A 26,177-nucleotide genomic window follows, 5' to 3' on the forward strand; every position below is an offset into this window, starting at 1 on the left:
AATGTCAGGACCGGTCCGGTCCCGAGGGCGAACACTGCCATGCCCGTCCGGGGAACAGGACAGGCGTCCGGATCCGCAGGCCCCGGAAACACGACTGCCCGCCGCCCCCTGGACTTCAGGTGGGGACGCGCGGGCAGGGGGGACTGCTGAAGACCGCTGACTACTTCTTCTTGCGGTTCTTCTTCTTGTTCTCCTTCTCCTTCTTGCGCCGCTCCTTGATGGCGTCGCGGTCGTCCGGCTTGCTCACGGACGGTGGCGCGTAGCCCATCAGGCGGGCCTTGGCCATCGCGGCCTGACCCATGGGCGGCGTGTAGCCCGGGGCGATCTGCGGCAGTTGCATGGGCATACCGCCCATGCCTCCGCCCATCGCCGACATGGCCTTCTCCAGCGCCTTCGGGTCCTTCCCGAACATGCTGCCCAGGTCCATGTTCTTCATCTGGCCCAACTGCCCCAACTGCTTGAAGCCGGGGATGCGGCCCAGCAGGCCCGGGTTCTGGCCGATGGTGCCCATCACCTGCTGCATCATCCCGAACTTCTGCAGGAGCTCGCGCACCTCCTCCGGCTTGCGGCCACTGCCCTTGGAGATGCGGTTGATGCGGCTGGTGTTGATGATGTCCGGACGCAGGCGCTCCTTCTGCGTCATCGAGTCGTACATCGCCTCGATCTTCGTGAGCTCCTTCTCGTCCGGGTTCAGGTGCTCGGTGAGGTCGCCGAAGAGGGGGAACTTCTCCAGCAGGTCCTTCAGCGGGCCCATCTTGCGGACCATGCGGATCTGCTCGACGAAGTCCTTCATCGAGAACTGGCCGGAGAGCAGCTTGCGCGCGTCGTCCTCGGCCTTCTTCTCGTCGACGACCTTCTCGAAGTCCTTCATCAGGCCGACGATGTCGCCGAAGCCCAGGATGCGGCCCGCGAGGCCCTCCGGACGGAACTCCTCCAGCTTGTCCATCGACTCGCCCATGCCGAGGAACTTGATGGGCTTGCCCGTCACTTCCTTGATGGACAGCGCCGCGCCGCCGCGCGCGTCACCGTCCAGCTTCGTCAGGATGAAGCCGTCCAGCGTCAGGCGCCGGTCGAACTCGGCGGCCGTGCGCACCGAGTCCTGGCCAATCATCGCGTCGCACACCAACAGGATGGTGTCCGGCTGCACGTTGGACTTGATGGACTCCAGCTCCGTCATCAGCGTCTCGTCGATGGCGAGCCGGCCCGCCGTGTCGATGAGCACCACGTCGCACTTCTGCTCGCGCGCGGCCGCGTAGCCCCGCTTCGCCAGCTCGGGCGGCTGCACGCCGGGCTCGTGGTAGACGGGGACCTTCAGCCGCTCGCCCAGGACCTTGAGCTGATCCACGGCGGCCGGGCGGTAGATGTCCGCCGCGACCAGCAACGGCTTGCGCCCCTCCGCGAGGAGCCGGCTGGCGAGCTTGCCCGTGGTCGTCGTCTTACCGGAGCCCTGGAGGCCCACCATCATGATGCCGGAGAGCTGGCCCTTGGGCTTCAGGTGGAGGCTCGTGTCCACCGGGCCCATCAGGGCCTCCAGCTCGTCGTGGCAGATCTTGATGAAGTGGTCCATCGCGCTGACCTTGCGCTTCTGGCCCCCCGCGTCCGTGACGGTCGTCTGCACCACCTCGCCCACGGCCTTCTCGCGGACGCGGGCGACGAACTTCTTCACCACGTCGAAGGCGACGTCGGCCTCCAGCAGGGAGACGCGGATGTCTCGCAGCGACTCGTCCACCAGCTCGGGGGTGAGTTCGCTCTTGCCGGCGAGGCGGTTCTTGGCGGCCCGGAAGCCCTTGGTGACGGTCTCAAGCATGGGGGGCGCTTTATAACAGCGTCCCGCCGGATGCGACGGTCACGGAAGCCCCGGTCGTCCAGCAGTGGAGGAATCGAGGGGCTTTCCCCACCACCCGGGATGCCACTGCCCCGGGAGCCCCACCCCGGAAGGCCCTTTTCGCCCCTTCCCGGGCTCAGTCCGCCGCCGTCCAGGCCCTGGAATCGGCTCCGGGCCCGGGCAGTCCGTCCGGGCGCCCGAGCGCCGTGCACAGCGCCTTCAGCACCACCCGCGACTTGAGGAGCATCTCCTCCAGTTCCGCCGCCGGGTCGGAGAGCGCCACGATGGCTCCGCCCGCACCGATGCTCACCTCGCCGGGACGGACCACCGCCGTGCGGATGACGATGTTCAGGTCCGCGGCGCCGGTGGCGGAGAGGTACCCGATGGCGCCCGAGTACACCCCCCGGGCCTCCCCCTCCAGGCGGTCGATGAGCTCCATCGTGCGCTCCTTGGGGGCCCCCGTCATGGAGCCTCCCGGGAAGGCGGCGCGCACCGCGTCCACCGCGGTGAGCCCCGGGCGCAGGTGGCCCCGGATGGTGCTCACCAGTTGGTGCACCGTGGCATAGGACTCCACGTGCATGAGCCGGGGGACGTGGACCGAGCCCACCTCGCACACGCGCCCGAGGTCGTTGCGCACGAGGTCCACGATCATCAGGTTCTCCGCCCGGTCCTTCTCCTGGGAGCCCAGTTGCTGGCGCAGGCGTTCATCCTCGGCTGGTGTGGAGCCGCGGCGCAGGGTGCCCTTGATGGGCTTCGACTCGACCCAGCGCTCGGCGTCCACGCGCAGGAAGCGTTCGGGGGAGGAGCAGGCGATGCCCAGCGCTCCCATGCGGAGGTAGGCGGCGTAAGGGGCTGGGTTCAGCCTGCGCAGGCTCCGGTACAGGTCCAGGGGCTCGACGTGCGTCCGGGCGAGGAGCTTGTTGGTGAGGCAGACCTCGTAGGTCTCGCCTTCGTGGAGCTGTTCCAGGCAGCGCTGGATGTCGGCCAGGTAGGTCTCGCGGTCCCTGGCGAGGCGGACCGGGAAGGGGGCTCCGGGGCCTGGCTCGAAGGGGGCCAGCGGGGGGAGGGTGCGCAGGCTGGATTCCGTGGCGTCGAACCAGGCCTGGACCTGGGCCGATTCGTGTTTGGGGGCGAGCGCGACGAGATAGACCGTGCGTTCGAGGTGGTCCCAGGCGAGCAACCGGTCCGCCAGGATGAGGCTCGCGTCTGGATCCGGTGAGGCATGCGGGGCGCTCGCGCCGCAGTCGTGCTTCAGCTCGTAGCCGAGGTGGCCCACGAAGCCGCCCTGGAAGTCGAAGGGCAGCCCAGAGGGAGGGACTCGCAGCCGCGCCAGCTCCTGCTGGAGGAAGTCGAACAGCCCGGTGGAGTGCTCCTCGGTTCCCTGGCTCCGGCGCACGGTGAGCCGGCGTGGGTTCACCCGGTAGTGGATGACGGCGCTGTGGGGGCCGGTGGCGTCCCCCATGAAGGAGAAGCGGGACAGGCCGGCTTCGACGCGGCTGCTGTCCAACCAGAACGCATGCTCCTTGCCTCCGAGGAGCGCGACGAAGGACTGCTCCGGGTCGGCATCGAGTCGCAGCTTCCGGTGATGGACCTGGAAGACTCCAGGCGGGGGGAGGGGCGTTCTCCGCTGGGGCGCTTCGGGGCGGCGACTGGGGCGGGGGGCCTGGTGCTCGCGGCTCAGGCGGACGAAGTTGGCGAGGAGCTGACGGCCGTGGGTGGTGGCGATGGACTCTGGATGGAACTGGACGCCCCAGCGTGGCAGGGAGGCGTGGCGCAGGGCCATGAGGACGCCGTCGGGGGCCCAGGCGGTCTCCACCAGGTCCTCGGGCAGGGGCCGGGTGAGGCAGAGCGAGTGGTAGCGCACCACCTGGAAGTCCTGCGGGAGGCCCTGGAAGAGGTCCGTCCCCGTGTGGCGCACCGGGCTCAGCCGCCCGTGCATGACCTCCGGTGCGTGCTGGATGCGCGCGCCGTGGACGTGGCCCAGGCCTTGATGCCCCAGGCATACGCCGAGGATGGGGACGTCCGCTTCGAGGAGCGCATCGCGGCAGACGCCGAAGTCCGCCGGGTGGTCGGGACGCCCGGGGCCCGGGGAGATGACGATGTTGTCGAACGCGAGCTCGCGCAGCTCCCGCCACGGCCGCTCGTCGTTGCGCACGACGAGGGGCTCTGTCCCTCCGACCTCCGCCAGCAACTGGAAGAGGTTGAACGTGAACGAGTCGTGGTTGTCGATGATGAGCGTCCGCTGCCGCACGGCGCGCACCTTACCGTGGGAGGGGCGACACGGAGACGGTTCGCGCACGGCTGCCGGGCGACCGTACCTGGAGGTCCAAGGATGAAGGGGGCGTGCGCAGGCGCCTCGCTTGAGCTGCCGGGTCTGCTATCTTTCCGTCCATCGCACGAGTGGCGGAACTGGCAGACGCAGCGGACTTAAAATCCGCTGACTCGCAAGGGTCGTCCGGGTTCGATCCCCGGCTCGTGCACTTCTAACCGGCCAGGAACATTGAGTATTTTGGGTCAGGTCGCACCATGGGCCCCTCGGCTGTGGCTCCAAGGTCCGCACGGCGTCTTTCTTCACGTCAGGGCTCAGGTGCGCCTACTTCATCGTCATCTCGATGGAGGCATGCCTTGACAATTCTTGTACGGCCCTTCAGCGGTATGCCACTCATCACCAAGTGGCTGGCAATGGAATGCCGCAGCGTGTGCCATCTTCACCGCGAGCGTGCTCGCCACCAACGCCCCTTCGACCAGAGCAATCCTGGCGGGGTGAGCGGGCGGTTTTGTCTGATGCAGGACAGTAAGATTCGCCCTGAAGGAGTGGACGGCGATTGTAGGCGACGCTGGTTGTCTATTCATCCTGAGGGCGCCTGATGACTCCTGTAGTCCCTTGTCACGATTTAGAGATGCTGTCCTGGTTCCTTGAGCGAACTGACTTCAGCTTCGTCTATGCGGGCGGCGTTCCGGTCGCGGGGCATTTTCCTCCTGAACTGAAAGCGGTTTCCGAAGCGGAGAAGAAGGTTGTCGTTGATCTCGCAGTGACATCCGCCAAGCTTCTGTCTGAGTTCATTGGCGAGCAGGTGCGCCCCGGGGCGACGGCGCTCTTCAGGGGAATCGAGCTCGTGGCCGTGCTTCACAGTCCGTTGCGGACTCAGGAGGCGCAATTCTTCGAACTGTTACTGTCGCAAGTCCCTGAGTTCAAACAGATGAAGCAGGAGGGCCGGGCGGCGATCGTCACCGGACTCCTCCGGTCCGCGGTGGACTCGGCTGGAATGGACCTGGAGAGCGGAGGGCTGGTGAAGCATAAATGGAGCGATGCAGAGATGGAGCAGACCATCGAGCTGCACCTACATCATCGCGCAGACCTGTCTGGCCGGGCTGATGCCATCGAGCAACTCGCCCGGAACCTGAAGCTCGGTGTGGGGCAGGTTTCGATGGCGGTCGATGCGGTCGGTACGCTCGACCCCCAAGACCCTCGCCGCTATCCCAAGCCCAGCAAGAAGCTTGCGAGGCTCTGGGCAAGACGAGGGTTCACCAACAAGCTTGGGATTTAGAGGTGATCTCAGAATTGCCTCAAGAGGATGAGGATGCACCCGAGGTGGAGGAAGCCGAGGAAGTTCTCCACCTTCACCTCGTAGCGCGTCACGAGGCGACGGAAGTTCTGGAGCCAGGCGAAGAGTCGCTCCACCTTCCAACGCCGTCGGTACGGAGCTCACGCCCGTCCTGCGTCTTCGTCTTGCGCCCGCGGCGGTGCGGGGCAATCAGCTTCACTCCGCGCTCGTGCCACAATCGCTCGTCGAGCTTGTCGGCGTCATAGGCCTTGTCGCCGATGAGCCGCTCGGGAAGCTCGTCGATGAGGCTTTCGTCGAGCGTGGCTTCGAGGAGCCTGGTTTCGTGGGGAGAAGCGCTTGCCGCGCCAATGGCGAGAGGAAGACCAGCGCCGTCTGCATCTGCCATGACCTTCGTCCCCTTGCCCCGCTTCGTCTTTCCGACGCAGGGCCCCCTTTTTCGCCGAGGCGAAGAACGCGTCGACGAAGCCTTCCTCCAGGTCAAATCCTCCGCGCTTCTTGAGGTCCAGGGCCAGGGCACGCAGGACCGCACGGAAGGTGCCGTCCTTCACTCAGCCCTGGAGCCAGCGGTGGACTGTCTTGTTAGGGCGGATACTTCCCCTGTGGCAGTTCGCTCCACTGCGCGCCGGTCCGCAGAATCCACAGGATGCCGTCCCACAGCGCTCGTGAGGGCGTGGGCGTTCGCCCAGGCCGGTCCTCCCGCTTCAACTTCCGCGCGGGAAGCAGAGGCTCAATCAGGCTCCACTGTTCATTCGTCAGGTCCACCGGTCAGCTTCGAACATGGCCATCCCCACCATGTCGATCAGCGGCCCGGCCTGCGCCCTCATGCCTGCTCGCTCAATTCTGAGACCGGCTCTAGTATGACTTGGTCATTTCGCGCTGAACTCCGGCGGATCCCCGAGGGAGATTTCCCTCAGGGAAGACCCAAAGTGACAAAGTCGGACTAGCCAGGATGAGAGAAAGAGGGCAGCGGTTCAGGAATGTCCGGACGCATGAATCTGGTTGCTTGGAAAGAGCCCCGATTCTTGGATCGACACGACTGCCTTCTTCACATCTTTCGTGAAGACAACGACGGCAAGCTCGCGGATGGCTCGAGAGCAGCATACATAGAAGAGCCGCCTCGTCCGTTCGATGGCTGGGTCTTTCGTGGCGGTGGTTGCATGCCGATTGCCAGGAGACGGCTCCTTCAAGCGAAAGTACTTGTCGTAGGAGAAGTGGGGGTGTGAACCCTCCTCTTCATCAATCACCGTCAAGACCCGGTCGAACTCAGCTCCCTTGACGCCTTGTTGCGTAGAGAAAGGAGACTCGTCGGACTGATGCACTCGATAGTGCCAGATTTGACTGGCGGGGCAGTCGAGGTAAGCCGCCAAGGCATGCCCCTCTGCTGAATCATCATCTTTGAAGGAAGTGTTCGAGGCGTCCTCGGACGTAGGCTTACGTTCCAGGGCCTCAATGAGTTTCTTCTCGAGCGACACCAACTCATGTTCTTGTACGAAGTTCAGGACGCACCGGGCTCGAGCGCTCTCGGAAGAGCAGAGTTCGATAAGGGCATTGAGGTCTTTCTGAATGTCGCGGAGCAATGCCGAGACATCCGCACCCACCAGTCGATCCTGAGCCAGACGCGGACAGTTTCTTCTCATCAGGTCGATGACTTCGAACTCCCTGCGGTTCCTTGCGGCCTCGACAAGGGGCACGATAACCCCCAGAAACGGTTTCAAGGGCCAAGCGGTGCCGTCAAGGAATCCGGCCTTGAGTCGATCAGGCGCGCCGTCATTGAGGGCCGAGTAGAGATCTGGGAACCCAAGCCGCCTGGCCGACATCCGATGCACGAGGACCAGATTGCGCACGCTGGTTCCCCCGGGAGCTGCCCAGGAAGGGTCCTGGGTCCACTCAGCCATCTGGTGGCGCACTGCCAGGAGTCGCTCGTCGCGCTTGTCATCGCCGGGAACGACGAAAAGGTGAGCCGCCCCCTGGGCCCCATTCCAGGATGCCGAATTGCCGTGAACCTGCTCAATCTTGTCTGCGTGCGCACGGATCCGATTGAGCACGGAGAGCACCTGGGGCGAACTTCGGAAATTCTCCGGCTTCGTGATGCGAGCCCATTCCGGTTCGAGTTTGATTTCACCCGCGCCCCCCGGGAAGATCTCTTGCATCGGGTCCCCAAAGAAGCCAAGGCAGAACGTCCCGATTGCGTCCTTCGCCACGGCTCGCAGCGCATCCACTACCTTGGGGAACGTATCCTGGCTTTCATCGACGAAGAGGAAGGGGAACCGGCGTGACACCAGCTTCCTCAAGAGAGGAGACTGCATCATTAGTTCGGGCACCATCCTGAGAATCGCCTCATGCCCCAGGATGCGCTTGGAGTAGTCCGTCCCATTGCCGTAGATGAACCCTCTGCCGCTCTGGAGGGTAGACAGATGGCCATCAAGTCTGGTGAGTGCTGCTTTATCCCTGTCCAGGGTCTGTTGCTGGCGCCTGCCCTTGGGCTCCGAAAGGCTCTTGCGTAACTCCTGGCACCTGGCTTCGATGTCCCGGAGGACCCAGCCTTGGATGTCGTCCTGGAAGGGCTTGATGAGGGACCATAAAAAGCTGTGGATGGTCGAGACGTGAAAGAGGGGCGAGCCTTTCACGTCCGTCAGGATCTCCTTCACCGCGACCTCGGTGTATGTGATGCAGGCGATACGTTGGCCCCGTTGCCACAGCGTCGTCCCCCGTGTCTGGGCTAGATGACTCAACGCCTTCACGAGAGATGTCGTCTTGCCCGAACCCGCCCCCGCGGTCATGACGAAGCTCCTCGGAGGCTGTGAGTCGAGGCAGGAGCGCAGTTCCAGGTCCGCCGAGGTGTCCGGCTTTCCAACGCGGGAGGTCAAGCTGCCTCCTCTTCAACGTGAAGGGAAGGCAACGGCACGACATCGCGGACTTCCAGTTGGGCTGCGAGCCAGTGCAGGCCTTCGGCGATGTATCCAGGCACTTCCCACCCGCCATCTTCACGGTCGTATGCCAACAGTGCCAGTGCGAAGTCTGTTTTCTTGAAGCTGCTCTTGAGGAGCTTCTCTTGAAGTTTGCTGGTCAGGTCATCCAAGGATAGGTGTTGATTGCCTCGGATGTTGAGCTTGAGTTTCGAACGTGATCTGTCCTGACTCCAGGCCAGGTTCTGGAAGGCGAATGCCGCCTCGAAGGTTCGGCCTGTCCTCGAACTTGATTCTCCCCTCCAGGTCATGGCGCAAGGGGTCTGATAGGCCACGCGAACAAGGGCGGAATTCTCTCCACTCAACCATGCCTGCTTCTCTTCGCCAGGCGTGGCGAGGAGGTCCTGAACAAGGTTCTTCTTTGGAATCCATTGAGCGAGCGTCTGGTTCGACGTGACTGCTCCTTGAACTTCGGGTTTGCATGCTGTGCGCCCCCGAGAGTCTGGTTCATCGTCTTCATCGGATTCCTCCGCGCTCATGCTGGAGTTCCCCGCTGCCGGATCGGGTGGGTAGGTACTGTCGAGGTCCGTGATGATCAGGGTCGTGATGCTCAGAAACTCAAGGAGCTTCTTGAATCGATGTGCGAAGGCGCCGCCCAGTTCAAGGATGCTCAGGCACCTGCTCCTCAGTCCCTTCTGCGCCTTCTTGACCATCAGGGGGAGTAACAGTCTCTCGACGTTTCCCTCCACCAGGATTGCAGCGTCAGCGAAGAAGAGGTCGCAATGGGTCAGTTTCATATACCGCAAGAGGAAGTCGCGATCTTCCTCATGCTGATCGGCATAGAAACGCGACAGGTTCAAGATTTGGGAGGTGTGGCGCCCCGAGGTTCTCGACATGCGCCGGAAATAGCGAATGGCACTGAAGCCGCTCTCGTGGAGGATGTGAGGAGAGTGGGTGGTTACGACGAGTTGACTGCTGAAGTGTCCCTCGTCATTGGCGTTCAGCTTTAGGAGTTCCAGGACCTGATGGATGAAGACCTGTTGAAGTTGAGTGTGGAGATGCGCTTCGGGCTCTTCAACGAATATGAGGTGGAGTGGGGGACGCTCTTCGGTCTCCTCCCAGCTTGCCTTGAACTCTGTGAGTTCGATTGCCATGTAGAGCAGGTTCTTGCTTCCCAGCCCATTGTATTTGTCAGGGAGGAGCAGTTCCGCCGCACCCTCGCTCGCTGCATCGAGTACGTAGTGAACACGGGCGCTCCCACTGTTCGAGAGCATGCTGGCGGGATTGAGCGCGGACCCAATCTTGAGGCGAGGATTGTCGAACCCTGGGTAGCCAAACTCCTTGAGGGAATCAAGGACCGGGCTGAGGGCCTGATTGAGGTGACTGCTCAAGTGCTCTTCAGCGCTTGAGAGGGCTCGCAGGGCGTCGTAGTTGGTGTTCGTCTTGTCCCGGATCCTCTCGTAGAATCTGCTGAGCCGCTGCGATAGGTCTTGCGCGCGGCCTGCCGAGTTCACGTCGGAGAGATGCTTCTGGGCGTTGAGGAAGTCGATACGGATTAACTTCTTGAGAAGCTGCTCACCCTGCCGAGCGCTTTCCGAGCCAAGAGGAACTGGCGCATCGTCCGAGTTGGACTGCGATTGCACGGTGTGCTTTTCCGGGTCGAGAACGAAGTAGCGGAACGCGTATTCCTCGCCTAGCTTCCGTGAAAGGTAATCGCTCAGGCTCCGAGGCCAGGGATGGAGCGGCGCGGTTCCTCCGCTACTAGGCCGTGTCCGCAAATAGTTCGAGCGGAGCCAGGTGTTAGGAGGGCATGAGCCGAGGAGAGCTGACGGACGCCCAATGGGAGCGGCTGGCAGGACTGCTGCCGCCCCAGAAACCCGCGCGGGGGCGTCCGAACAAGGACCACCGCGAAGTGCTCGACGGAATTCTCTGGGTGCTGCGCACGGGAGCGCCGTGGAGGGACGTGCCTCGGGAGCAGTTCGGCAGTTGGAAGACGCTCAGCAGCCGCTTCTACCGCTGGCAGGAGGCAGGCATCTGGGCGCGGGTGCTGCGGCAGTTGCAGGCTGAAGCGTACGAGGATGAGCACCTGGACTGGACACTGCACTTCCTGGACGCCAGCGTCATCCGCGCCCACCAGCACGCAGCCGGCGCACGCGGCACGCCGGCAAAAGGGGGGAGGCCGAAGCGCTGGGCCGCAGCCAGGGAGGCTTCTCAACCAAGCTGCACGTCCGGGCGGAGGGCCAGGGCCGGCCGCTCGTTTTCGAACTGACGGCGGGCCAACGCCATGAGACGCAGGCCTTCACTGCGCTGATGACGGGCGGCAGCGTGCCGCGCGCGCACTCGCCGGGTGCGCCACGTCGCTTGCCCGACGCCCTTGCGGCGGACAAAGGCTACAGCTACCCCAGCCTGCGAGCTTGGTGCCGTAAGCACGGGGTGCACGCCATCATCCCCACCCGCTCGGACCAGCCCCGGCAGCGAGCCTTCCGGCGCGCGGCCTACCGCAAGCGCTGCCGGGTGGAGTGTCTCTTCAATCGCTTGAAGCAGAACCGGCGGGTGGCGACGCGCTACGAGAAGCGCGCCGCCAATTACCTGGCGATGGTCCAAATCGCCTCCATCCGCCTCTGGCTCTAATTTGCGGACACGGCCTAGGTTGGGCGTGGGCGGACGCCTCCCGGTTGAGTTCGCGGTAACGCATCAGGGTTGTTGCTTCATCCCTGGGGCTGTACTCGATGCGAATGCCTACCTTGCCTTCGGGCCAGCGCAAGCTCGGAATCAGGTCGATGACCCGGTGGAGATCCGCGTCCTCGACCTTCAACCAAAGGTCGAGGCTCATGGTTGGAAAGGGTGTGGTGTGCTGGCCTTCGGGTTCGCTGCCAATCCTGTCAAACGTGCTCCGACAGTCCACGCTGAAGTCATGGATCGAAAGAGCGCTCCTGTCACCCTGGCCGACAAAATGATGGAAGACCTGGGTGGCGGAAGTCTTTCCGCTGTTGTTGGCGCCGACGAAGATGGAGAAGTCCTTCTCAAGATCGATCTGGACGTTCTTCAATCGCCGGAAGTTCCGAATGGAGAATGAATGAAGGTGCATGAGAATAGATGGATGTGTGGCGGAGGCCGGATCAAGGGGATTGCGCCAGAGCCAGGAGGTCGTGTGTCTTCGCGCCCATGAGGGTGCGGTATCGCTCAGGAAATGCTGTCAGGATGAGAATCTGGAGGGTGTTTCCAGCAGCCTCGATGAGTTCCAATGCTCGCTGGAGGCGGAGTGCATCTGTGTTGACCAGGGCGTCATCCAGCACGATGAGCTGCGGTTCCGGATGAGAGCCTCGGTTGGCCAGCAGTTCACCAATGGCCAGCCGAAGCGCGAACTGGATCTGCTCCTGGGTCCCCCAGGAGAAGGTGTCGAGTGCTTTCGGTCCTGCCCCCGTTTGGAGCTGGGCGTCTGCGAAGTTTGCGTCCAATTGGAGGCGCCCGGGGGCATCCACACCTCGGACGTGTTCCAACCGTGCATGGACCGCGTTTTCGATAGGGCCCAGGAAGGATCGGCTCACCTGCTCCTGCCAGGCTATCGTCAAGGTTCGCAGGACGCGGGCGGCTTCGGCCTTGAGCTGCGCCTGGTGTTTTCGCTTTTGCTCCAACTCGAGTGCCTCCTCCGCTTCGCACAGATGAGCGTAGAGGTCTTCCGCTGCGGCCTGCTCGATGAGGGTCTCCGCGCGGATGATGCGTGCATGCATCGTCTTTTCGGCTTCCTGAACCTGTTCAAGGGCTTGCTGGAGCTTGCCTCGCTGGGTCGTTGCGCGTGCCTCGGGACGGGGCAATCCGGATTCGAGCCCCTTGACCATATTCTCGTGGCGCCGGACTTCCGCGGCTGCCTTCGCCACCTCCGCTCCGAGTTGTTCGAACGTCCATCCCAATGCCTCAAGCTGGGATTGAAGGGTCTGTTTCAGTGTCCCGACCGCTTGGAGCGCACGCTCCTGCTCCAGGGCAATGGTGCGTTGGTGCTGCTCCGCTTCCCTGACCCGGGCTTCCGCCTCTTCATGCGCCTTCTCCTGGAGCTTCACCTCTCGCCTTGCCCGTTTCAGTTCTTCCGAAAGGGATTCCGTCTCAGGGCTTTTCTGTGCTGACAACTGCTCCAGCGAGAGGGAGAGTTGCTCCGCTACGGTGCCCAACTCTCCCGCCAACTCGCGCAGTTGCTCCCTCAGTGCGTCGAGGCTTTCGACGCTCGCCGCCTCTAGAAAGGCCTGGAGTGCTCCCTGTCGTTGCTTCTGCTCCTCAATCTGCGCCCGTTGCTCCTCCCATGCGGTTTTCAGCCCAGGGAGATCACGGACTCCTTGTTCGTGAAGCCGGCGGGCCAGTTCCTTGCGAAGCTTGTCGACTTCCGCTTGAAGCTTGCAGACTTCGTCCGCTCCCGTGCGAACGCTCAGGGTGCCAACGCCCTTGATTCTCAGTTCCCCTGAAGTCACCCCCATGAAGCGCTGCTGCTCGGCTTTTGCGAGCTTGTACTCGTGGGTCGCCCCTTGCTCCTCCCACTCCAGCGTCCGTGCGGTTTCCGCAGTAAAGCACACCTCGGTACCCTGGGCTTCCAATCGGCTTCGGGCCAGGAGCAGCTTGCGTTCCAGTTCCTCCGCGCGCTTCACGGCGGCGTCGGACAGGCCCCCCGCTGGAAGCTTCCGCATGCTGTTCTTGAGGGCCGCTTCCAACCGTTCGCCCTGCTTGATGAGTCCCTCCAGGTGATGCTGCTTCTCCTGGAGCCCCAGGGCCTTTTCCAGAAGCCGCCCCCGCTCCAGGCGCTGCTCTACTTTCTCGAACGCGTCCCGTTGGGCCTTGAGCTTCTGCCGGGCTTCCTTCCATGCCCCTTCCACGACATGGAAGACTTCACGGGCCTTCAGGAGCAGAGGCTGCCGCTGCGCCGCGACAGTCTCTTGCTTCGTCGCCTTGTCCTGCAGTTCCAGCAGAGCGCGCTGCTGCTCATCCAGGCTTTGAGCCCGCTGGCGCTGGCGTTCGGCGTCCTTCCGGATCAGGAGGAGTTCTTGTTCTTTCCGTTCCTCTTCCTGGATGCGCTCCTGCAGGTCGGTGAGTTGCTTGGTGTAGCCATCTTTCTCCGCCTGTAAGGCAGTCAACCGGAGGCGGTTGTCGGCGAGTGAGTCCGCGTTCCTGGACAGATCCTCCTTTCGCTGGAGCAGATGGGTCACGTTCTCCGTCAGGGACTGGATGCGTTCCTCTACCCGGGTGAGTTCACTGCCAACGGTGGGCTTGCCTGTCTTTGGCGTGTAGTATTGGCAATAGGCCGCGTCCACGGCCTTGATCAGCGTCTGTTCCTCGGGACTGAGGGCCGCGATACCCATGGCCTCCAGGAGTCGTCCTTTGAGCGAGGGATCAAGGGCTGGAAGGTCCTGGCGTTCCGGAACTTGGTTCAGCCACAGTAGGCGTGCGATTCCCCACTGCCCGAGTTTCGTGGCACCGCTCAGTGAGCCACCTGAATTCAGGAAGGCTCGCACGCGTTCGTCCGCATTCAGTGAGTCCGCTACCCGTTCGAACCGCGCTCCCGTCCACTCTTCCAACAGGCTGGAAGCTTCGTCTAGAAAAGCCTTTTCCAACTTGTAGCGGCGTCCTCCGGCTTCGAACTCCATGGTGATGCGGGGCGAGAGGTCGGTCTTCCATGGCCGAAGCTGGTGGATGGTCCGGTCCTTGGTGTTGTGGCGGTCGAAGAGCGCACGGGCGAGTGCCAGCACCAAGCTGGATTTACCCGACTCGTTCGGGGCGTGAATAACGTGCACGCCCAGTCCCATGCCGGACAGCTCGACAGGGTTGCGGAAGCAGCGGAAGTGCTGGACTCGGAGACGGTTGAGAATCATTTCCACACCTCCATGGCCAGCTCGGCCAGCAGATGCCGGGCCTCGGCACGAACGGTGTCGGTTGTTGCTGTTGGGCCGGGGGGAGGCTCGTTCCGGCTCAGTTGCTTCAGCAGTGCGGTCAGTAGATCGCTCGATGGGGCCAGCTCCGCGAGACGGCCTTCCGCGTTGGCACGTGAGACATCCTGCCTTTCGAGTTCGACGTGGAGGAAACCCTTACCCCAGAGTTCGTCAACGAGTGCGGTCAGCGCGACCGAGTCTTCATCCGAGGACGTTCCAAGGGTGTGCAGCCGAAGCAGGGTCTTGCCTGGATGCGGCAATGCCGCGACGGCTTGACGGATACGTGCGAGTTCCAGTCCACACCCCTGGCTCAGGTCCAGTTCCTGGGCTTGCCATGTCAACAAACCCGTGGAGACCGGAGTCAACTGGGGGATAGCACCATGAGAGGCGATCTCCACCAGCAGTGCCTGCCCGGCTCCCGTTTCGCCAAACTTCGTGACCTCGTGGCTGCCAGCGTAGGCTGTGCGTTGCTGGTAGACGTAGTGGCTATGCCAGTGTCCCAGTGCGAGGTAGTCGAGATTGCTTCGCGTCACCGCATCCAGGGCGATGGGAAAGTCGTCCGAGGCGTACTTTCCTTCAATGCGCAGGGAGCCATGAGCCACGCCAATCCGGATGTCATTGCCTTCGACCCGTGGAGCCCAGCCCGCGGTCGGATCCCTCATCCCGCTCTTGTGTCTGAGAGGGGCGGGAAGGAGGACTCCGTTCGTTCCGGGAATCGGGACACCACTGTCGGATTCCAGCATCCGGATGTGCGCCGGCCGTCCCCGCCAGGAGGCGCGCAGATAGACGGAGTCCGGAGTCAGGGGGTCGTGGTTCCCCGGAAGGACATAGACAGGTGCTCTGGAGTCCTGGAGGACCGTCAGGAGCTCGTGGACGAGGCGATCTCCTACGGAGGTGTCCTCGAAGACGTCGCCTGCGAGCACGACGGCGTCCACTCCCAGGGCATTGGCGGATTGGATGAGCTGCCGCGCGGAGTCCATCCTCGCTGCGCGTACGGCCGCGGCAGCATTCGCGACGTGTCTGGCCCGTAGGCCCATCTGCCAATCAGCGGTATGGAGAATCCGGATCATGAGGCCACCTTCGGATCAGTCAGGTCCTTCGCATGGCGATTGATGTGCCAACCCTAGTGGATGGGCACGACCCGATGACCCTACAGATGGCCAGAAGCCCCCGATACTACCCGTTCGGGGTACGGAGCCCGGCCTCGAAAAGCATTAGGCTGAGCATCCCTGCTATCCTTGCCGCCATGACCGGCCCGCAGTCCAAGACCTGTGCGACGTGCGGACGCGTCATCGCCGCGCATGCCGTGTACTACCGCTTCAGTCTGGTGTTGGAAGGGGAGCAGGACCTGCTCGACCCTTCGGATGACCTGGAGGGCAATCCGGCGGAGGTGCTCGCGGAGATGGTCCGCCGGCTGGATGAAGGCTCCGCGGACCCCGGTGAACTGGAGGCTCAGGTGCACTGGGAGCGCACCGGGGTTGTCTGCTCGGAGTGCCGCTCCGTGGCGGTGCGGATGCTCAGCACCTCCACGAAGGACGCGGGACCGCATTGAGCGTCATTGGATCTTCATCGCGTACTTGCCCAGGTGGTGCTTGAGCACCTCCTGCTGGGCCTTCGCGGCTTCCTCCAATGCGTAGAGACTGCCAATCTCCAGGTGGAACGGCCCCGCTTCAATCAGCTCGTTGAGCCGCTTCATCACCCAGGGGTTGGGGATGCCGTCGTAGGCCTTGGTCTCGACGCCCTCGGGACCCTTGGGCGCCGGCTCCACGCCGTTCGGATAGGCGATGCGCCCTCCCTTGCGGACGTTGCGGAGCAGGGGCTCGGCGGCGTCTCCCCGGGCCAGCACCAGCGCCGCGTCGAAGCCTTCTGGCGCGAAGTCGCGGCAGACCTTCTCCAGGTCCTCCTGGTGGCCCTCCGCGACCGCGTCCGCTCCCAGCCTCCGCGCCAGCTCCACGCCGTCCTGCCCGGACGCGACCGCCAGCACCTTCGCGCCGATCCTCTTCGCGAGCTGCACGGCGATGTGCCCGATGCCTCCGCTGGCGCCGAAGATGAGCAGCTTCTGCCCTGACTTGAGCTGGAGGTGCTCCTCCAGGCCCAGCAGCCCCGTGAGCCCGTCCGCGGCGAGCACCGCCGCCTGCTCCACCTTCAACCCCTTGGGCACCTTCGCCGCCTGGTCTTCCTTCACGGCGACGTACTCCGCGTAGAAGCCTCCCTTGGAACTCAAGAACGCGGAGCCGTAGATCTGATCTCCGACCTTGAAGTCCTTCACCTTCTTGCCCACCGCGATGACTTCTCCCGCGCCGTCGGCTCCGGGCACGTAGGGGAACTTCGGCCCGCCTGGGATCATCCCGGCCATCTGCCCTTCGCGCTCCATCCAATCCCAGGCACCGATTCCCGCCGCCACGACGCGCACGAGCACCTCATCGTCGCCACACGTGGGCACGGAGAGGGTCTTGATGCCCAGGACCTCCGGGCCTCCGAAGCGGTCGAGCGCCGCGGCCCTCATCTTGTCGGGAATGGATGCTGGCATGGTGTGACTCCCTCTCGGATTGAACGGTGTCCTCCGAGACGATGCGCATGCTTGGTGTGACGTCCAGCGTCACGGGCCCCACGTAGGCAGGGCGGGGGAGGGGACTTGCGCCCTCCACCCCGCCTCGGAATCGCTCAATCCAACAACTGCATCAGGTCCGCTCGCGTGAGCGCGGCGCCTCCCGTGGCGCCTCCGAGCGCGGCTTCGAAGAGGGCCCGCTTCTTCTCCTGCAAGAGGAGGATCTTCTCCTCCACCGTGCCCTGGGACACCATCCGGTACACCATCACCGGGCGCTGCTGCCCGATGCGGTGCGCCCGGTCCGCCGCCTGCGCTTCCACCGACGGGTTCCACCATGGATCCACCAGGAAGACGTGGTCCGCCGCCGTCAGGTTGAGCCCCGTCGCTCCCGCCTTCAGCGAGATGAGCATCACGGGCGCTCCCTTCTCGTCCTGGAAGGACGCCGCCACCGCGCCCCGGTTCGCCGTGCCGCCGTCCAGGCGGATGAACCCGATGTCCGCCTCGCGCAGCGCGGGCTCGATGAGGTCCAACATCGACGTCCACTGCGAGAAGACCAGCGCCTTGTGCCCGTCCGCCACCGCCGTGCCGAGCGCCTCCACCAGCGCCTGCACCTTCGAGGACGTCCTCGCCTGCTGCCCCGGCACCAGCGCCGGATGACAGGCCGCCTGCCTCAAGCGCAGCAGCGCCTCCAGCGCCTTCAGCACGCTGCCGCCCTCCTCGAGCTGCGACACCACCTCCTCGCGCGTCGCGGCGTGGACCGCGTCGTAGACGGCGCGCTCCTGCTCCGTGAGTGTGACGTGCCGCACGGCCTCCGTGCGCGGTGGCAGCTCGGGCGCCACGTCGCGCTTGAGCCTGCGCAGCACGAAGGGGCGGATGCGCGCGCGCAGGGCCTCCGCGGCGCCCTTCTGGTTCTCCGACACCGGCCGGGACCAGCGCTCCTCGAACGCCTTGCGACCGCCCAGCAGGCCCCGGTTGGTGAAGTGCATCAGGCTCCACAGCTCCTCGAGCCGGTTCTCGATGGGCGTGCCGCTGAGCGCGATGCGGAAGGCCGCGTCCAGCTCGTAGGCCGCTCGCGCCACCTGGCTGTCCGGGTTCTTGATGGCCTGCGCCTCGTCCAGCACCACCGTGTCCCACGTCTTCGCCGCGAGGAGGGCCGCGTCCAGCCGCAAGAGCGCGTACGTGGTGAGCGTCACGTCCGCGGACTCGTCCAGCGTGCGCCCCACGCCGTGATAGACAGACACCTTCAGCGACGGGCGGAAGCGCTTCACCTCCGCTTCCCAGTTGGGCAGCACGCTCGTGGGTGCCACCACCAGCGTTCCCTTGCCCAACGTGCAGATGGTCTGCAGCGTCTTGCCCAGACCCATGTCGTCCGCCAGCACGCCTCCCAGGCCCGCCTGTCTCAGGAAGGTGAGCCAGCTCACGCCCTGCAACTGATATGGGCGCAGCGTCGCGGTGAGGTCCTTCGGGAGCAGGGGCTCGGGGAGCTTCTCGAAGCCCTGCACCAGGGGCGCGAGCCGCTCCATGACGGGCGGGGCGGGGTGCTCCAAGGCCTCGCACAGGCCGGTGAGCTGCGGGATGGCGTGGTTCGCGAGCCGGCCGTCCCGCTCGCGCGCGGCCAGCAGGTCCGTCACCCGCTGGCCGTGGGCCTTCAGCCAGCCCGTGGGCAGGGGCGCCCAGCCTCCGCCCTCCAGCGGCACCAGCCCCAGGCCCTCCTCCCAGGCCCGCATCACCGCGCCCGCGTCCACGGTGCGCTTCTCGCCGGGGCCCAGGCCCTCCACCTGGAAGTCGAGCGAGAAGCCCACGCGCGGCACGCCCGCGTCGGTGGAGGCCGTATCCAGCGTGAGCATCGGCCGGAGCTTCACGTCCGGGCTGACCACCCCCGCGGCGTTCCCCGTCAGGCCTCCGCGCCACTTGCGCAGCCTGTCCGCGAGCTGCACGGCCTCCTTGCCGTGGACCGTCACGCGCCGGCCCGGCGCCATGTTCAGCTCGTCCCGCAGTTGGTGGATGAGCTTCGTCTCCGCGGGCTCGTCGCGCACCGGCGCGGCGCCCTGGAGGTACACGAGCTTCCCGTTGTCGATGCGCGCGGTGGGCGGCGAGCCGTACACCAGCGTGGGCAGCACCGAGAGCCCCGTGTCGAGCTTGTCCAGCTCCAGCGAGATGCGCGGCTTGAGCGTCCGGTCGATGGGCGGCAGCCGCCGGCTCTTCACGTCCACCGGCATGCGCCTGGCGAAGTCCGGCAGCACCTTGCTCGTCAGGTCCGCCAACTGCTCCGGGGCGAAGACGCGCTCCTGGGGCAGGTTCTCCAGCCGCGCGCCGGTGAGCGACAGCTCCCCCAGCCGGCAGAGCGCGCCCGCGCACAGCGCGACGCCGGGGCTCACCAGCTCATGGATGCGTGGATCCTTCTCCACCTTGAGCACGGTCTGCTCGCCCCGGTCCTCGACGGTGACTCGCGGGAGGAGTTGCTCGTTGGAGACGGAGACGAGCTGGCCGTCGAAGAGGACGGTGCGCGCCTTCTCCAGCACGTGCAGCAGGGCGTCCAGCTTGCTCTGCGGGAGCGCGCCGCGTGTGGGCTGCGCGAGCAGCTTGTCCGCGAGCAGATCACACGGCTCCACCTGGATGCGGGCGGCCTCCACGGGGTTCTGGAGCACGGACGCGAGGCTCCGGGCCAGCAGCCGCGCGGTGTTGTCCGGCCGGACCACCAGCCGCTCCAACTGGAGGCCTCCGTCCGCGCGCTTGAAGCGGTACACCAGCCGCTCCGGCTTGGGCGCGGTGCCGGGGCGCGGCGCGGAGGATGCCGGACCTGGACGGGCAGGGGACGCCGCCGCCGTGGCCTTCCGGCCCTCCGCCTGCCGCAGGACGATGGCCGCGGCGATGACGTGCTCGCAGGGGTCCGCCTTCCCCCGGCAGTCGCACTCCCAGATTTCATCCTCGGGGTAGAGGGTCGTGGTGAGCGGGGTGGGGCGGCCGGGGATGCGGACCCGCAGGACGACCTCTTCCTCGTCCACGGACTGCACCGACACGACCCCCGCGCGAGACAGGGCCTGTCCGGCGGACCACGTGGCCGGGCCTGACTCCTCCCGGATGGCTTCGAGCAGTTCCGCGAGCGCCGACATACGAGGGGCGATTCCCTAGCCCCGTGCCGCTCCCGGCGCAAGACACCGGGCGCGTGGCTGTGACACCGGGGGACACACGGTCCCGCGCTCCTGTAACCGGCGGCGCTACAGCGGCCACGACACCCGTGTCATCCGCGGCGGGGCCTTCCGAGGAAAGCCCCGAAACCTTGGGAGGTGGCGTGGCAGGTGCAGGGGGATGGGGTGGAACGCGCGTCCGGTGCCTCCCCTTGCATCCGCCTGCCGGGCCCCGCGTCTCCGCCCGTTGTGAGTGAAGCAGACAGTGTCCCCCACACAGTCGAGGTCCCACACATGCACCTGAAGATGACGAGTCGCCTCCTGGCGGCTGCGTTCCTGAGCCTGGTGGCTGGTTGCCAGGGTGAGCCGACGCAGTCTCCCGAAGGTTCGCAGTCCGCGACGCTGTCCGCCAAGGCGGATTGCGTGCAGCGGTTCGACGGCATCACCACCTGCGCCAAGGGCAACGCGTCCCTGGCCGTCTCCGAGAAGGGCGTGCAGGTCTCCGGGCTGAAGGACGCGAAGACGGACGGCGTCTCCAGCTCGTTCAACGCCGGCATCACCTGGTCCCAGCAGGCGCAGATCCGCGTGGGCAGCCAGAAGGGCAGCCTCACCCTGTCCGCGCGCGACGGCGATCAGGTCGTCAGCACGCTGAGCATCACCTCCAGCGCCGACCGCCAGGTGAACGTGACGCCGGGCTTCACCGGTTCGCCCTCGGGCTCGTACCGGATGAACGTGTACCGCGACGGCCGGCTCGTGGACACCATCCACCAGCCGCAGGCCTTCGTCATCACGTTCTACGACTGGTGGTCCTTCGTGAACTGGTGGAACATGCACTGGCACTTCTTCTCCTACCGTTCGTACCTCCACGGTGGTGACAGCAGCCTCGATGGCGCCTGCGGCTGGCGCATGGGCTCGCCGGGCACGACGTTCTCGCTCAAGGGCGCGAACGGCCAGACCATCGTCGGCGACACGGCGGAGTTCATCGAGGAGATTGGCGACGGCGCCTACCCGTACCGCCACTTCTCCGGCATCGACGTGAACGCCAGCGCCACGGACTTCCTCGTGACGGGCGAGTCCTTCGGCCAGGAGAAGTAGGCTGTCCCTCCACCGGGCGGGGGCTCCTGTTCCCGCCCGGTGGTGTCTGTCTGTCTTTGTCATTTTTTGTCGAGGAGTCGTGACGATGCGCGTGCCCTGGTCTCTCGCTGGCATCTCCGCCGGAGCGCTGCTCATCGGCGCCGCATGGGCCACCGTCGTCCGCCGCCCCGAACCCCTGGTGCTGGGCGCGCTGCCCCCGGTCGTCCTGCCGCACGTGGAGCAGTCCGGCGGCGCCACCACGGTGACGGACACCGGCCGCAACGCCTTCGGACGCGCGCCCATGAACATGCCGCGCTCGCGCTGGCCGGACTTCTACGCGGGCAAGGGCGTCTTCGATCGCGACTGGAGCGACTCGCGGTTGCGTCCCGCCGTGGCGGGGCCCTTCTTCAGCGCCACCGGCTGCATGACCTGCCACGTGAAGGACGGCCGGGGCCAGCCGCCCGCGAGCCCCACGGAGGCGCCCGTCTCGCTGGCGTTCCAGTTGAGCGCGCCCGACGGCGCCAGTCCCCACCCGCTGTACGGCATGCAACTGGACATGCACGCCGTGGAGGGCCACGTCCCGGAGGGCCAGGTCCGCGTCGAGTTCGAGGAGCTGCGCGGCGCCTTCGCCACCGGTGAGCCGTACTCGCTCGTGCGCCCGCGCTACCAGTTCCAGGGGCTGGTGCACGGCCCCCTGGGCGAAGGGGCCCTGTTCTCCGCCCGCGTGTCGCCCGTGAACTTCGGCCTGGGCCTGCTGGAGGCGCTGCCGGAGGCCGACATCGTGGCCCGCGCCGACCCCGAGGACCGCGACCGGGACGGCATCTCCGGCCGGGTCAACCGGGTGCTCGACGTGGAGACGGGCGAGACGCGCCTGGGCCGCTTCGGGTGGAAGGCCAACCAGCCCACGCTGCGCCAGCAGGTGGCGCATGCGCTCGTCGCGGACATGGGCGTCACCACGACGCTCTACCGCCAGGAGCAGGGCCGGGACGCCCCGGGTGAACCGGAGGTGTCCCAGGACGACATGGACCTGCTGATGATCTACATGCGCCTCATCGCCGTGCCCAAGCGGCGCGACTGGGAGGCGCCGGAGGTCCAGCGGGGCCATGCCGTCTTCCGCGCCATCGGCTGCGCGGCGTGCCACGTGGACACGCCCCAGGAGACGGGGACGGTGGAGGGCTTCGACGAGGTCTCCCGCCAGGTCATCTACCCCTACACGGACCTGCTGCTGCACGACCTGGGCGAGGGCCTGGCGGACGGGCGTCCGGACGGTCTGGCCACGGGCAGCGAGTGGCGCACGCCGCCCCTGTGGGGCATCGGGTTGGTGGAGGCCGTCAACCGGCACACCCGCTTCCTGCATGACGGCCGGGCCCGCTCCCTGGAGGAGGCCGTCCTCTGGCACGGCGGCGAGGCGGCCCCCGCGCAGGCACGCTACGTGCGGCTGCCCCGGGAGGACCGGGCCGCGCTGCTCGCCTTCCTGAAGTCACTCTGAGGCCCGGACGGGACGCCCTCCCGCCCGGATGGCGGCCGGGAGGACCGTCGCCTGGAGGGACTTTGGCCGCCGTGGAGGTACGGAGCGGTGGGACGCCCCGGGCCCTTGGGTTACCCTGCGGGCCCTCTTCATGCAGCCCCAGACCCCCATTCCCGAGGATGCCCCCGACGTCCCGCTCGCGGTCGACCTGGACGGGACGCTGGTGCGCACGGACACGCTGCACGAGAACCTGCTCGTGCTGCTCAAGCACGCGCCGTGGCTGCTGCTGCTGGTGCCGTGGTGGGTGCTGCGGGGCAAGGCCTTCTTCAAGGCGGAGGTGGCCCGCCGCGCGCGGCTGGACGTCACCTCGCTGCCGTACAACGCGGAGCTCGTCGCCTTCCTGCGCGAGGAGCACGCCCGGGGGCGGCGGCTGGTGCTGGCCACGGCCGCGGACCGGAGCATCGCCGACGCGGTGGCCGCCCACCTGGGCCTCTTCCACGCCGTGGTCGCCAGCGAAGCCGGGGTGAACCTGTCCGGCGCGCGGAAGCTGGAGCGGCTGCGCGAGCTGCTGGGCCGCTTCGACTACGCGGGCAACGACGCGGTGGACCTGCACCTGTGGCGCGAGTGCCGGCAGGTCATCGTGGTGCATGCGGCGCCGGGCGTGCTGCGCCAGGCCCAGGCGCTGGGCCGCCCCGTGCACCGCGTCTTCGAGGCCCCGCCCGGAGGGATACGCCCCTGGGTGAAGGCGCTGCGCGTGCACCAGTGGGCGAAGAACGCGCTCGTCTTCGTGCCGCTGCTGGCGGCGCACAAGGCCACCCAGGGCGGCATGGCTCCGCGCGCGGTGCTGGCGTTCGCCGCCTTCAGCCTCTGCGCCTCCAGCGTGTACATCATCAACGACCTGCTGGACCTGGCGTCGGACCGGCGGCACCCGTCCAAGTCGAAGCGGCCCTTCGCGTCCGGGGCCCTGCCGGTGCGCGCGGGCGTCGTGCTGGCGCCGCTGCTGCTGGTGGGCGCCGCGGCGCTGGGGCTGGCGACGCTGCCCCTGTCGTTCTCCGGGCTGCTGGCCGCGTACTTCGTGCTCACGCTGGCGTACTCGCTGCGGCTCAAGCAGGTGGTGATGCTGGACGTGCTGGTGCTGGCGGGCCTCTACACGGTGCGCATCTTCGGCGGCGCGCTGGCGGTGGGTGTGCCCACGTCGAGCTGGCTGCTCATGTTCAGCACCTTCCTCTTCCTGTCGCTGGCCCTGCTCAAGCGGCTGAGCGAGGTGCGGCGGCTGCGCCAGTCCAACGAGACCGCCGCCCCCGGGCGCGGCTACCTGGCGCAGGATTACGAGCAGCTCGCGAGCCTGGGCGCGGCGGCGGGCCAGGTGTCGGTGCTGGTGCTGGCCCTCTACATCACCAGCAAGGAGGTCACGGCGCTGTATGCCCACCCGGAGCGGCTGTGGCTGCTGTGCCCGGTGATGCTGTACTGGGTGGGGCGCATCTGGTTGCTGGCGCACCGGGGGCTCGTGAACGAGGACCCGCTCGTCTTCGCGCTGAGGGACCGCGTCAGCTACGTCGTGGGCGCGATCGCCGCGCTGGTGCTGTGGGTGGCGACGTGACGGGAGCGTGGCGATGAGCACGTCGGATTCCTGGGGACGCTTCCCCCGCGTGGAGCAGCGGACGCGCGCGCTGGTGTGGCGCTCGGACGCGCTGCCCCAGGTGGACGGCCCCGTCCTGCCGCATGGCCTGGGCCGCAGCTACGGCGACTCCTGCCTCAACGGCGGAGGCACGGTGCTGCTCACCGAGGGCCTGGACCGGCTCATCGACTTCGACCCGGCGACGGGCGTGGTGCGCTGCGAGTCAGGCGTGTCGTTGGACACGCTGTTGCGCCTGGCCGTGCCGCGCGGCTGGTTCCTGCCGGTGACGCCGGGCACGAAGTTCGTCACGGTGGGCGGCGCCATCGCCAACGACGTGCACGGCAAGAACCACCACCGGGCCGGGACGTTCGGCCGGCACGTGCGGAGGTTCGAGCTGGTGCGCTCGGACGGCAGCCGCCGGATGTGCGCGCCCGATGAGAACCCGGACTGGTTCGGCGCGACGATTGGCGGCCTGGGACTCACGGGGCTGATCACGTGGGCGGAGGTGCAGCTCCAGCCCATCCGCAACCCCTTCGTGATTCAAGAGACCGTCCCGTTCGAGAACCTGGACGGCTTCATGCGCGTGTCCGCGGAGTCCGAGGCGGACCACGACTTCACCATGTCGTGGGTGGACTGCCTGGCGCGGGGACGCAAGCTGGGGCGCGGACTGTTCTACCGGGGCAACTTCGCGCCCACGCAGTTCGACCGGCTGCCCCTGGCGAAGAGCCACCTGTCGCATGGCAGCGGGCTCGCGGTGCCCATCGACCTGCCGGGCTTCTGCCTCAACCGGCTGTCGGTGTCGGCGTTCAACTTCCTGTACTACCACCGGGAGCGGATGAAGCCGTCGCCCCGGCTCGTGCACTACGATCCGTTCTTCTACCCGCTCGACAGCGTGTACGGCTGGAACCGCATCTACGGCCGCCGGGGCTTCCTCCAGTTCCAGTGCGTGGTGCCCCACGCCACCGCGCGCGACGCGCTGAAGGAACTCCTGGAGCGCAGCGCGCGGGGCGGGCTGCCCAGCTTCCTGTCCGTGCTCAAGACGTTTGGCGACCTGAAGTCCCCCGGGTGGCTGTCCTTCCCGCGCCCCGGGTACACACTGGCCCTGGACTTCGCCAACCAGGGCGAGAAGACGTGGCGCCTGGTGGAGTCGCTGGACCGCGTGACGCGCGAGGCGGGCGGGGCGGTGTACCCGGCCAAGGACGCGCGCATGAGCCCGGAGAGCTTCGCGGCGTACTTCCCCAGGCGGGAGCAGTTCTCCGCGTACATCGATCCCGCGTTCTCGTCCTCCTTCTGGCGCCGGGTGAACCCGGTGCCGCTGCCCCTGCCCGCGCAGGAAGACCGTCAGGCCGCCAACCCATGAAGAAAGTCATTGTCCTCGGTGCCACGAGCGCCATTGCCCAGGCCACGGTGCGGCTGCTCGCCGCGCGCGGGGCCTCGCTGTACCTGGTGGGCCGCAACGCCGCGAACCTGGAGGCGGTGGCCCGGGATGCGGCCACGCGTGGCGCGCAGAAGGTGGAGTTCCGCGCGCTGGACTTGAACGACTGTGAAGCGCACGCGAGCCTCGTGGAGCGCGCGTGGCAGGCCTTGGGCGGGCTGGACGGGGCCGTGCTGGCGCATGGCGTGCTGGGAGACCAGGCGGAGAGCCAGCGCTCGTGGGCGGCGGCGGAGGTGGTGCTGCGCACGAACTTCCTCTCCGCCGCGTCGCTGCTGACGGAGCTGGCCAACCGCTTCGAGGCGCAGAAGGCAGGCACGCTGGTGGTGATTTCGTCGGTGGCGGGAGACCGCGGTCGGCAGAGCAACTACGTCTACGGCGCGTCCAAGGGCGCGCTGACCGTGTTCCTCCAGGGCCTGCGCAACCGGCTGGCGAAGTCCGGCGTGGCGGTGGTGACGGTGAAGCCCGGCTTCGTGGACACGCCGATGACGGCCCACGTGCCGAAGAACAAGCTGTTCGCGTCGCCGGAGCAGGTGGCGCGCGGCCTCTTGAAGGCCGCGGACGGGCGCAAGAACGAGGTCTACGTCCCCGGCTTCTGGGCGCTCATCATGCTCATCATCCGCAGCATCCCGGAGCCCGTGTTCAAGCGGCTGAAGCTCTAGCTTCGGGCGTTGCCCCTTCCGTGCCCGGAGCGCGGACACGG

16 protein-coding genes, 1 tRNA gene and 2 pseudogenes are annotated in these 26,177 nt (G+C 66.4%); 9 read left to right on the forward strand and 10 right to left on the reverse strand.

The features are described 5' to 3' along the window. Positions 1-160: 160 nt before the first annotated feature. Positions 161-1,807, reverse strand: coding sequence for a signal recognition particle protein (ffh, locus tag K8612_RS17910; protein ID WP_223763137.1), 1,647 nt, complete (start codon positions 1,805-1,807; stop codon positions 161-163). Positions 1,808-1,961: 154 nt separating this feature from the next. After that, complete coding sequence (pabB, locus tag K8612_RS17915) at positions 1,962-4,076, reverse strand: aminodeoxychorismate synthase component I (RefSeq protein ID WP_223763138.1); 2,115 nt, start codon at positions 4,074-4,076, stop codon at positions 1,962-1,964. Positions 4,077-4,219: 143 nt separating this feature from the next. On the opposite strand from pabB, the gene K8612_RS17920 reads away from it, so the two are divergent. Beyond that, a tRNA-Leu gene (locus K8612_RS17920) sits at positions 4,220-4,305 on the forward strand. Positions 4,306-4,725: 420 nt separating this feature from the next. Then, complete coding sequence (locus K8612_RS17925; protein WP_223763139.1) at positions 4,726-5,373, forward strand: hypothetical protein; 648 nt, start codon at positions 4,726-4,728, stop codon at positions 5,371-5,373. Between the two features lie 8 nt (positions 5,374-5,381). On the opposite strand, the pseudogene K8612_RS38910 reads toward K8612_RS17925, so the two are convergent. From K8612_RS38910 to K8612_RS17950, 3 genes and pseudogenes are all read right to left on the reverse strand, one after another. Then, a pseudogene (locus K8612_RS38910) lies at positions 5,382-6,153 on the reverse strand (IS5 family transposase). A gap of 209 nt (positions 6,154-6,362) precedes the next feature. Further along, positions 6,363-8,171, reverse strand: coding sequence for a UvrD-helicase domain-containing protein (locus K8612_RS17945; protein WP_223763141.1), 1,809 nt, complete (start codon positions 8,169-8,171; stop codon positions 6,363-6,365). Positions 8,172-8,254: 83 nt separating this feature from the next. After that, complete coding sequence (locus tag K8612_RS17950) at positions 8,255-9,940, reverse strand: AAA family ATPase (RefSeq protein ID WP_223763142.1); 1,686 nt, start codon at positions 9,938-9,940, stop codon at positions 8,255-8,257. A 167-nt stretch (positions 9,941-10,107) separates the two neighbouring features. Between K8612_RS17950 and K8612_RS17955 the strand changes: the two are divergent. After that, positions 10,108-10,928: pseudogene (locus K8612_RS17955) on the forward strand (IS5 family transposase). Here the strand turns inward: K8612_RS17955 and K8612_RS39580 are convergent. From K8612_RS39580 to K8612_RS17970, 3 genes are read right to left on the reverse strand one after another with little or no spacing between them, the layout of a single operon-like run. Continuing rightward, positions 10,825-11,385 (reverse strand): AAA family ATPase, encoded by a 561-nt coding sequence (locus tag K8612_RS39580; RefSeq protein WP_223763143.1) that lies wholly within the window; start codon positions 11,383-11,385, stop codon positions 10,825-10,827. The pseudogene K8612_RS17955 and the gene K8612_RS39580 sit on opposite strands and share 104 nt — an antisense overlap. Positions 11,386-11,416: 31 nt before the next feature. After that, positions 11,417-14,149 carry an AAA family ATPase gene (locus tag K8612_RS17965; RefSeq protein WP_223763144.1) on the reverse strand — a complete coding sequence of 911 codons (2,733 nt, stop codon included), beginning with the start codon at positions 14,147-14,149 and terminating at the stop codon, positions 11,417-11,419. Beyond that, positions 14,146-15,276 carry a DNA repair exonuclease gene (locus K8612_RS17970; RefSeq protein WP_223763145.1) on the reverse strand — a complete coding sequence of 377 codons (1,131 nt, stop codon included), beginning with the start codon at positions 15,274-15,276 and terminating at the stop codon, positions 14,146-14,148. Before K8612_RS17970 ends, K8612_RS17965 begins: the two co-directional genes overlap by 4 nt. Positions 15,277-15,452: 176 nt before the next feature. Between K8612_RS17970 and K8612_RS17975 the strand changes: the two genes are divergently transcribed. Then, a complete protein-coding gene (locus tag K8612_RS17975; RefSeq protein WP_223763146.1) occupies positions 15,453-15,758 on the forward strand; it encodes a hypothetical protein in 306 nt (101 codons plus the stop codon). A gap of 3 nt (positions 15,759-15,761) precedes the next feature. Here K8612_RS17975 and K8612_RS17980 read toward each other — a convergent pair whose 3' ends face one another. Both K8612_RS17980 and K8612_RS17985 read right to left on the reverse strand, forming a co-directional pair. Continuing rightward, a complete protein-coding gene (locus K8612_RS17980; RefSeq protein WP_223763147.1) occupies positions 15,762-16,736 on the reverse strand; it encodes an NADP-dependent oxidoreductase in 975 nt (324 codons plus the stop codon). 134 nt (positions 16,737-16,870) lie between these two features. Next, on the reverse strand, positions 16,871-19,867 hold the full coding sequence (locus tag K8612_RS17985; protein ID WP_223763148.1) for a DEAD/DEAH box helicase: 2,997 nt from the start codon (positions 19,865-19,867) through the stop codon (positions 16,871-16,873). Between the two features lie 321 nt (positions 19,868-20,188). Here K8612_RS17985 and K8612_RS17990 point away from each other — a divergent pair, with 321 nt between their 5' ends. The 5 genes from K8612_RS17990 (at position 20,189) to K8612_RS18010 (ending at position 26,136) form a co-directional block, all read left to right on the forward strand. Continuing rightward, positions 20,189-20,977: a hypothetical protein gene (locus tag K8612_RS17990; RefSeq protein ID WP_223745004.1), complete on the forward strand. Its 789-nt coding sequence runs from the start codon at positions 20,189-20,191 to the stop codon at positions 20,975-20,977. An 85-nt stretch (positions 20,978-21,062) separates the two neighbouring features. Beyond that, positions 21,063-22,445, forward strand: a complete 1,383-nt coding sequence (locus K8612_RS17995) for a di-heme oxidoredictase family protein (protein WP_223763149.1) — start codon at positions 21,063-21,065, stop codon at positions 22,443-22,445. Positions 22,446-22,575: 130 nt separating this feature from the next. Then, positions 22,576-24,024: a UbiA family prenyltransferase gene (locus K8612_RS18000; RefSeq protein ID WP_223763150.1), complete on the forward strand. Its 1,449-nt coding sequence runs from the start codon at positions 22,576-22,578 to the stop codon at positions 24,022-24,024. A 13-nt stretch (positions 24,025-24,037) separates the two neighbouring features. After that, positions 24,038-25,402, forward strand: coding sequence for an FAD-binding oxidoreductase (locus K8612_RS18005; protein WP_223763151.1), 1,365 nt, complete (start codon positions 24,038-24,040; stop codon positions 25,400-25,402). Beyond that, positions 25,399-26,136: an SDR family oxidoreductase gene (locus K8612_RS18010; RefSeq protein WP_223763152.1), complete on the forward strand. Its 738-nt coding sequence runs from the start codon at positions 25,399-25,401 to the stop codon at positions 26,134-26,136. Before K8612_RS18005 ends, K8612_RS18010 begins: the two co-directional genes overlap by 4 nt. The last annotated feature ends 41 nt before the right edge of the window (positions 26,137-26,177 follow it).

Origin of the sequence: Corallococcus sp. AS-1-6 (assembly GCF_020037015.1) — a bacterium.
In the GTDB taxonomy this organism is placed as follows: domain Bacteria; phylum Myxococcota; class Myxococcia; order Myxococcales; family Myxococcaceae; genus Corallococcus.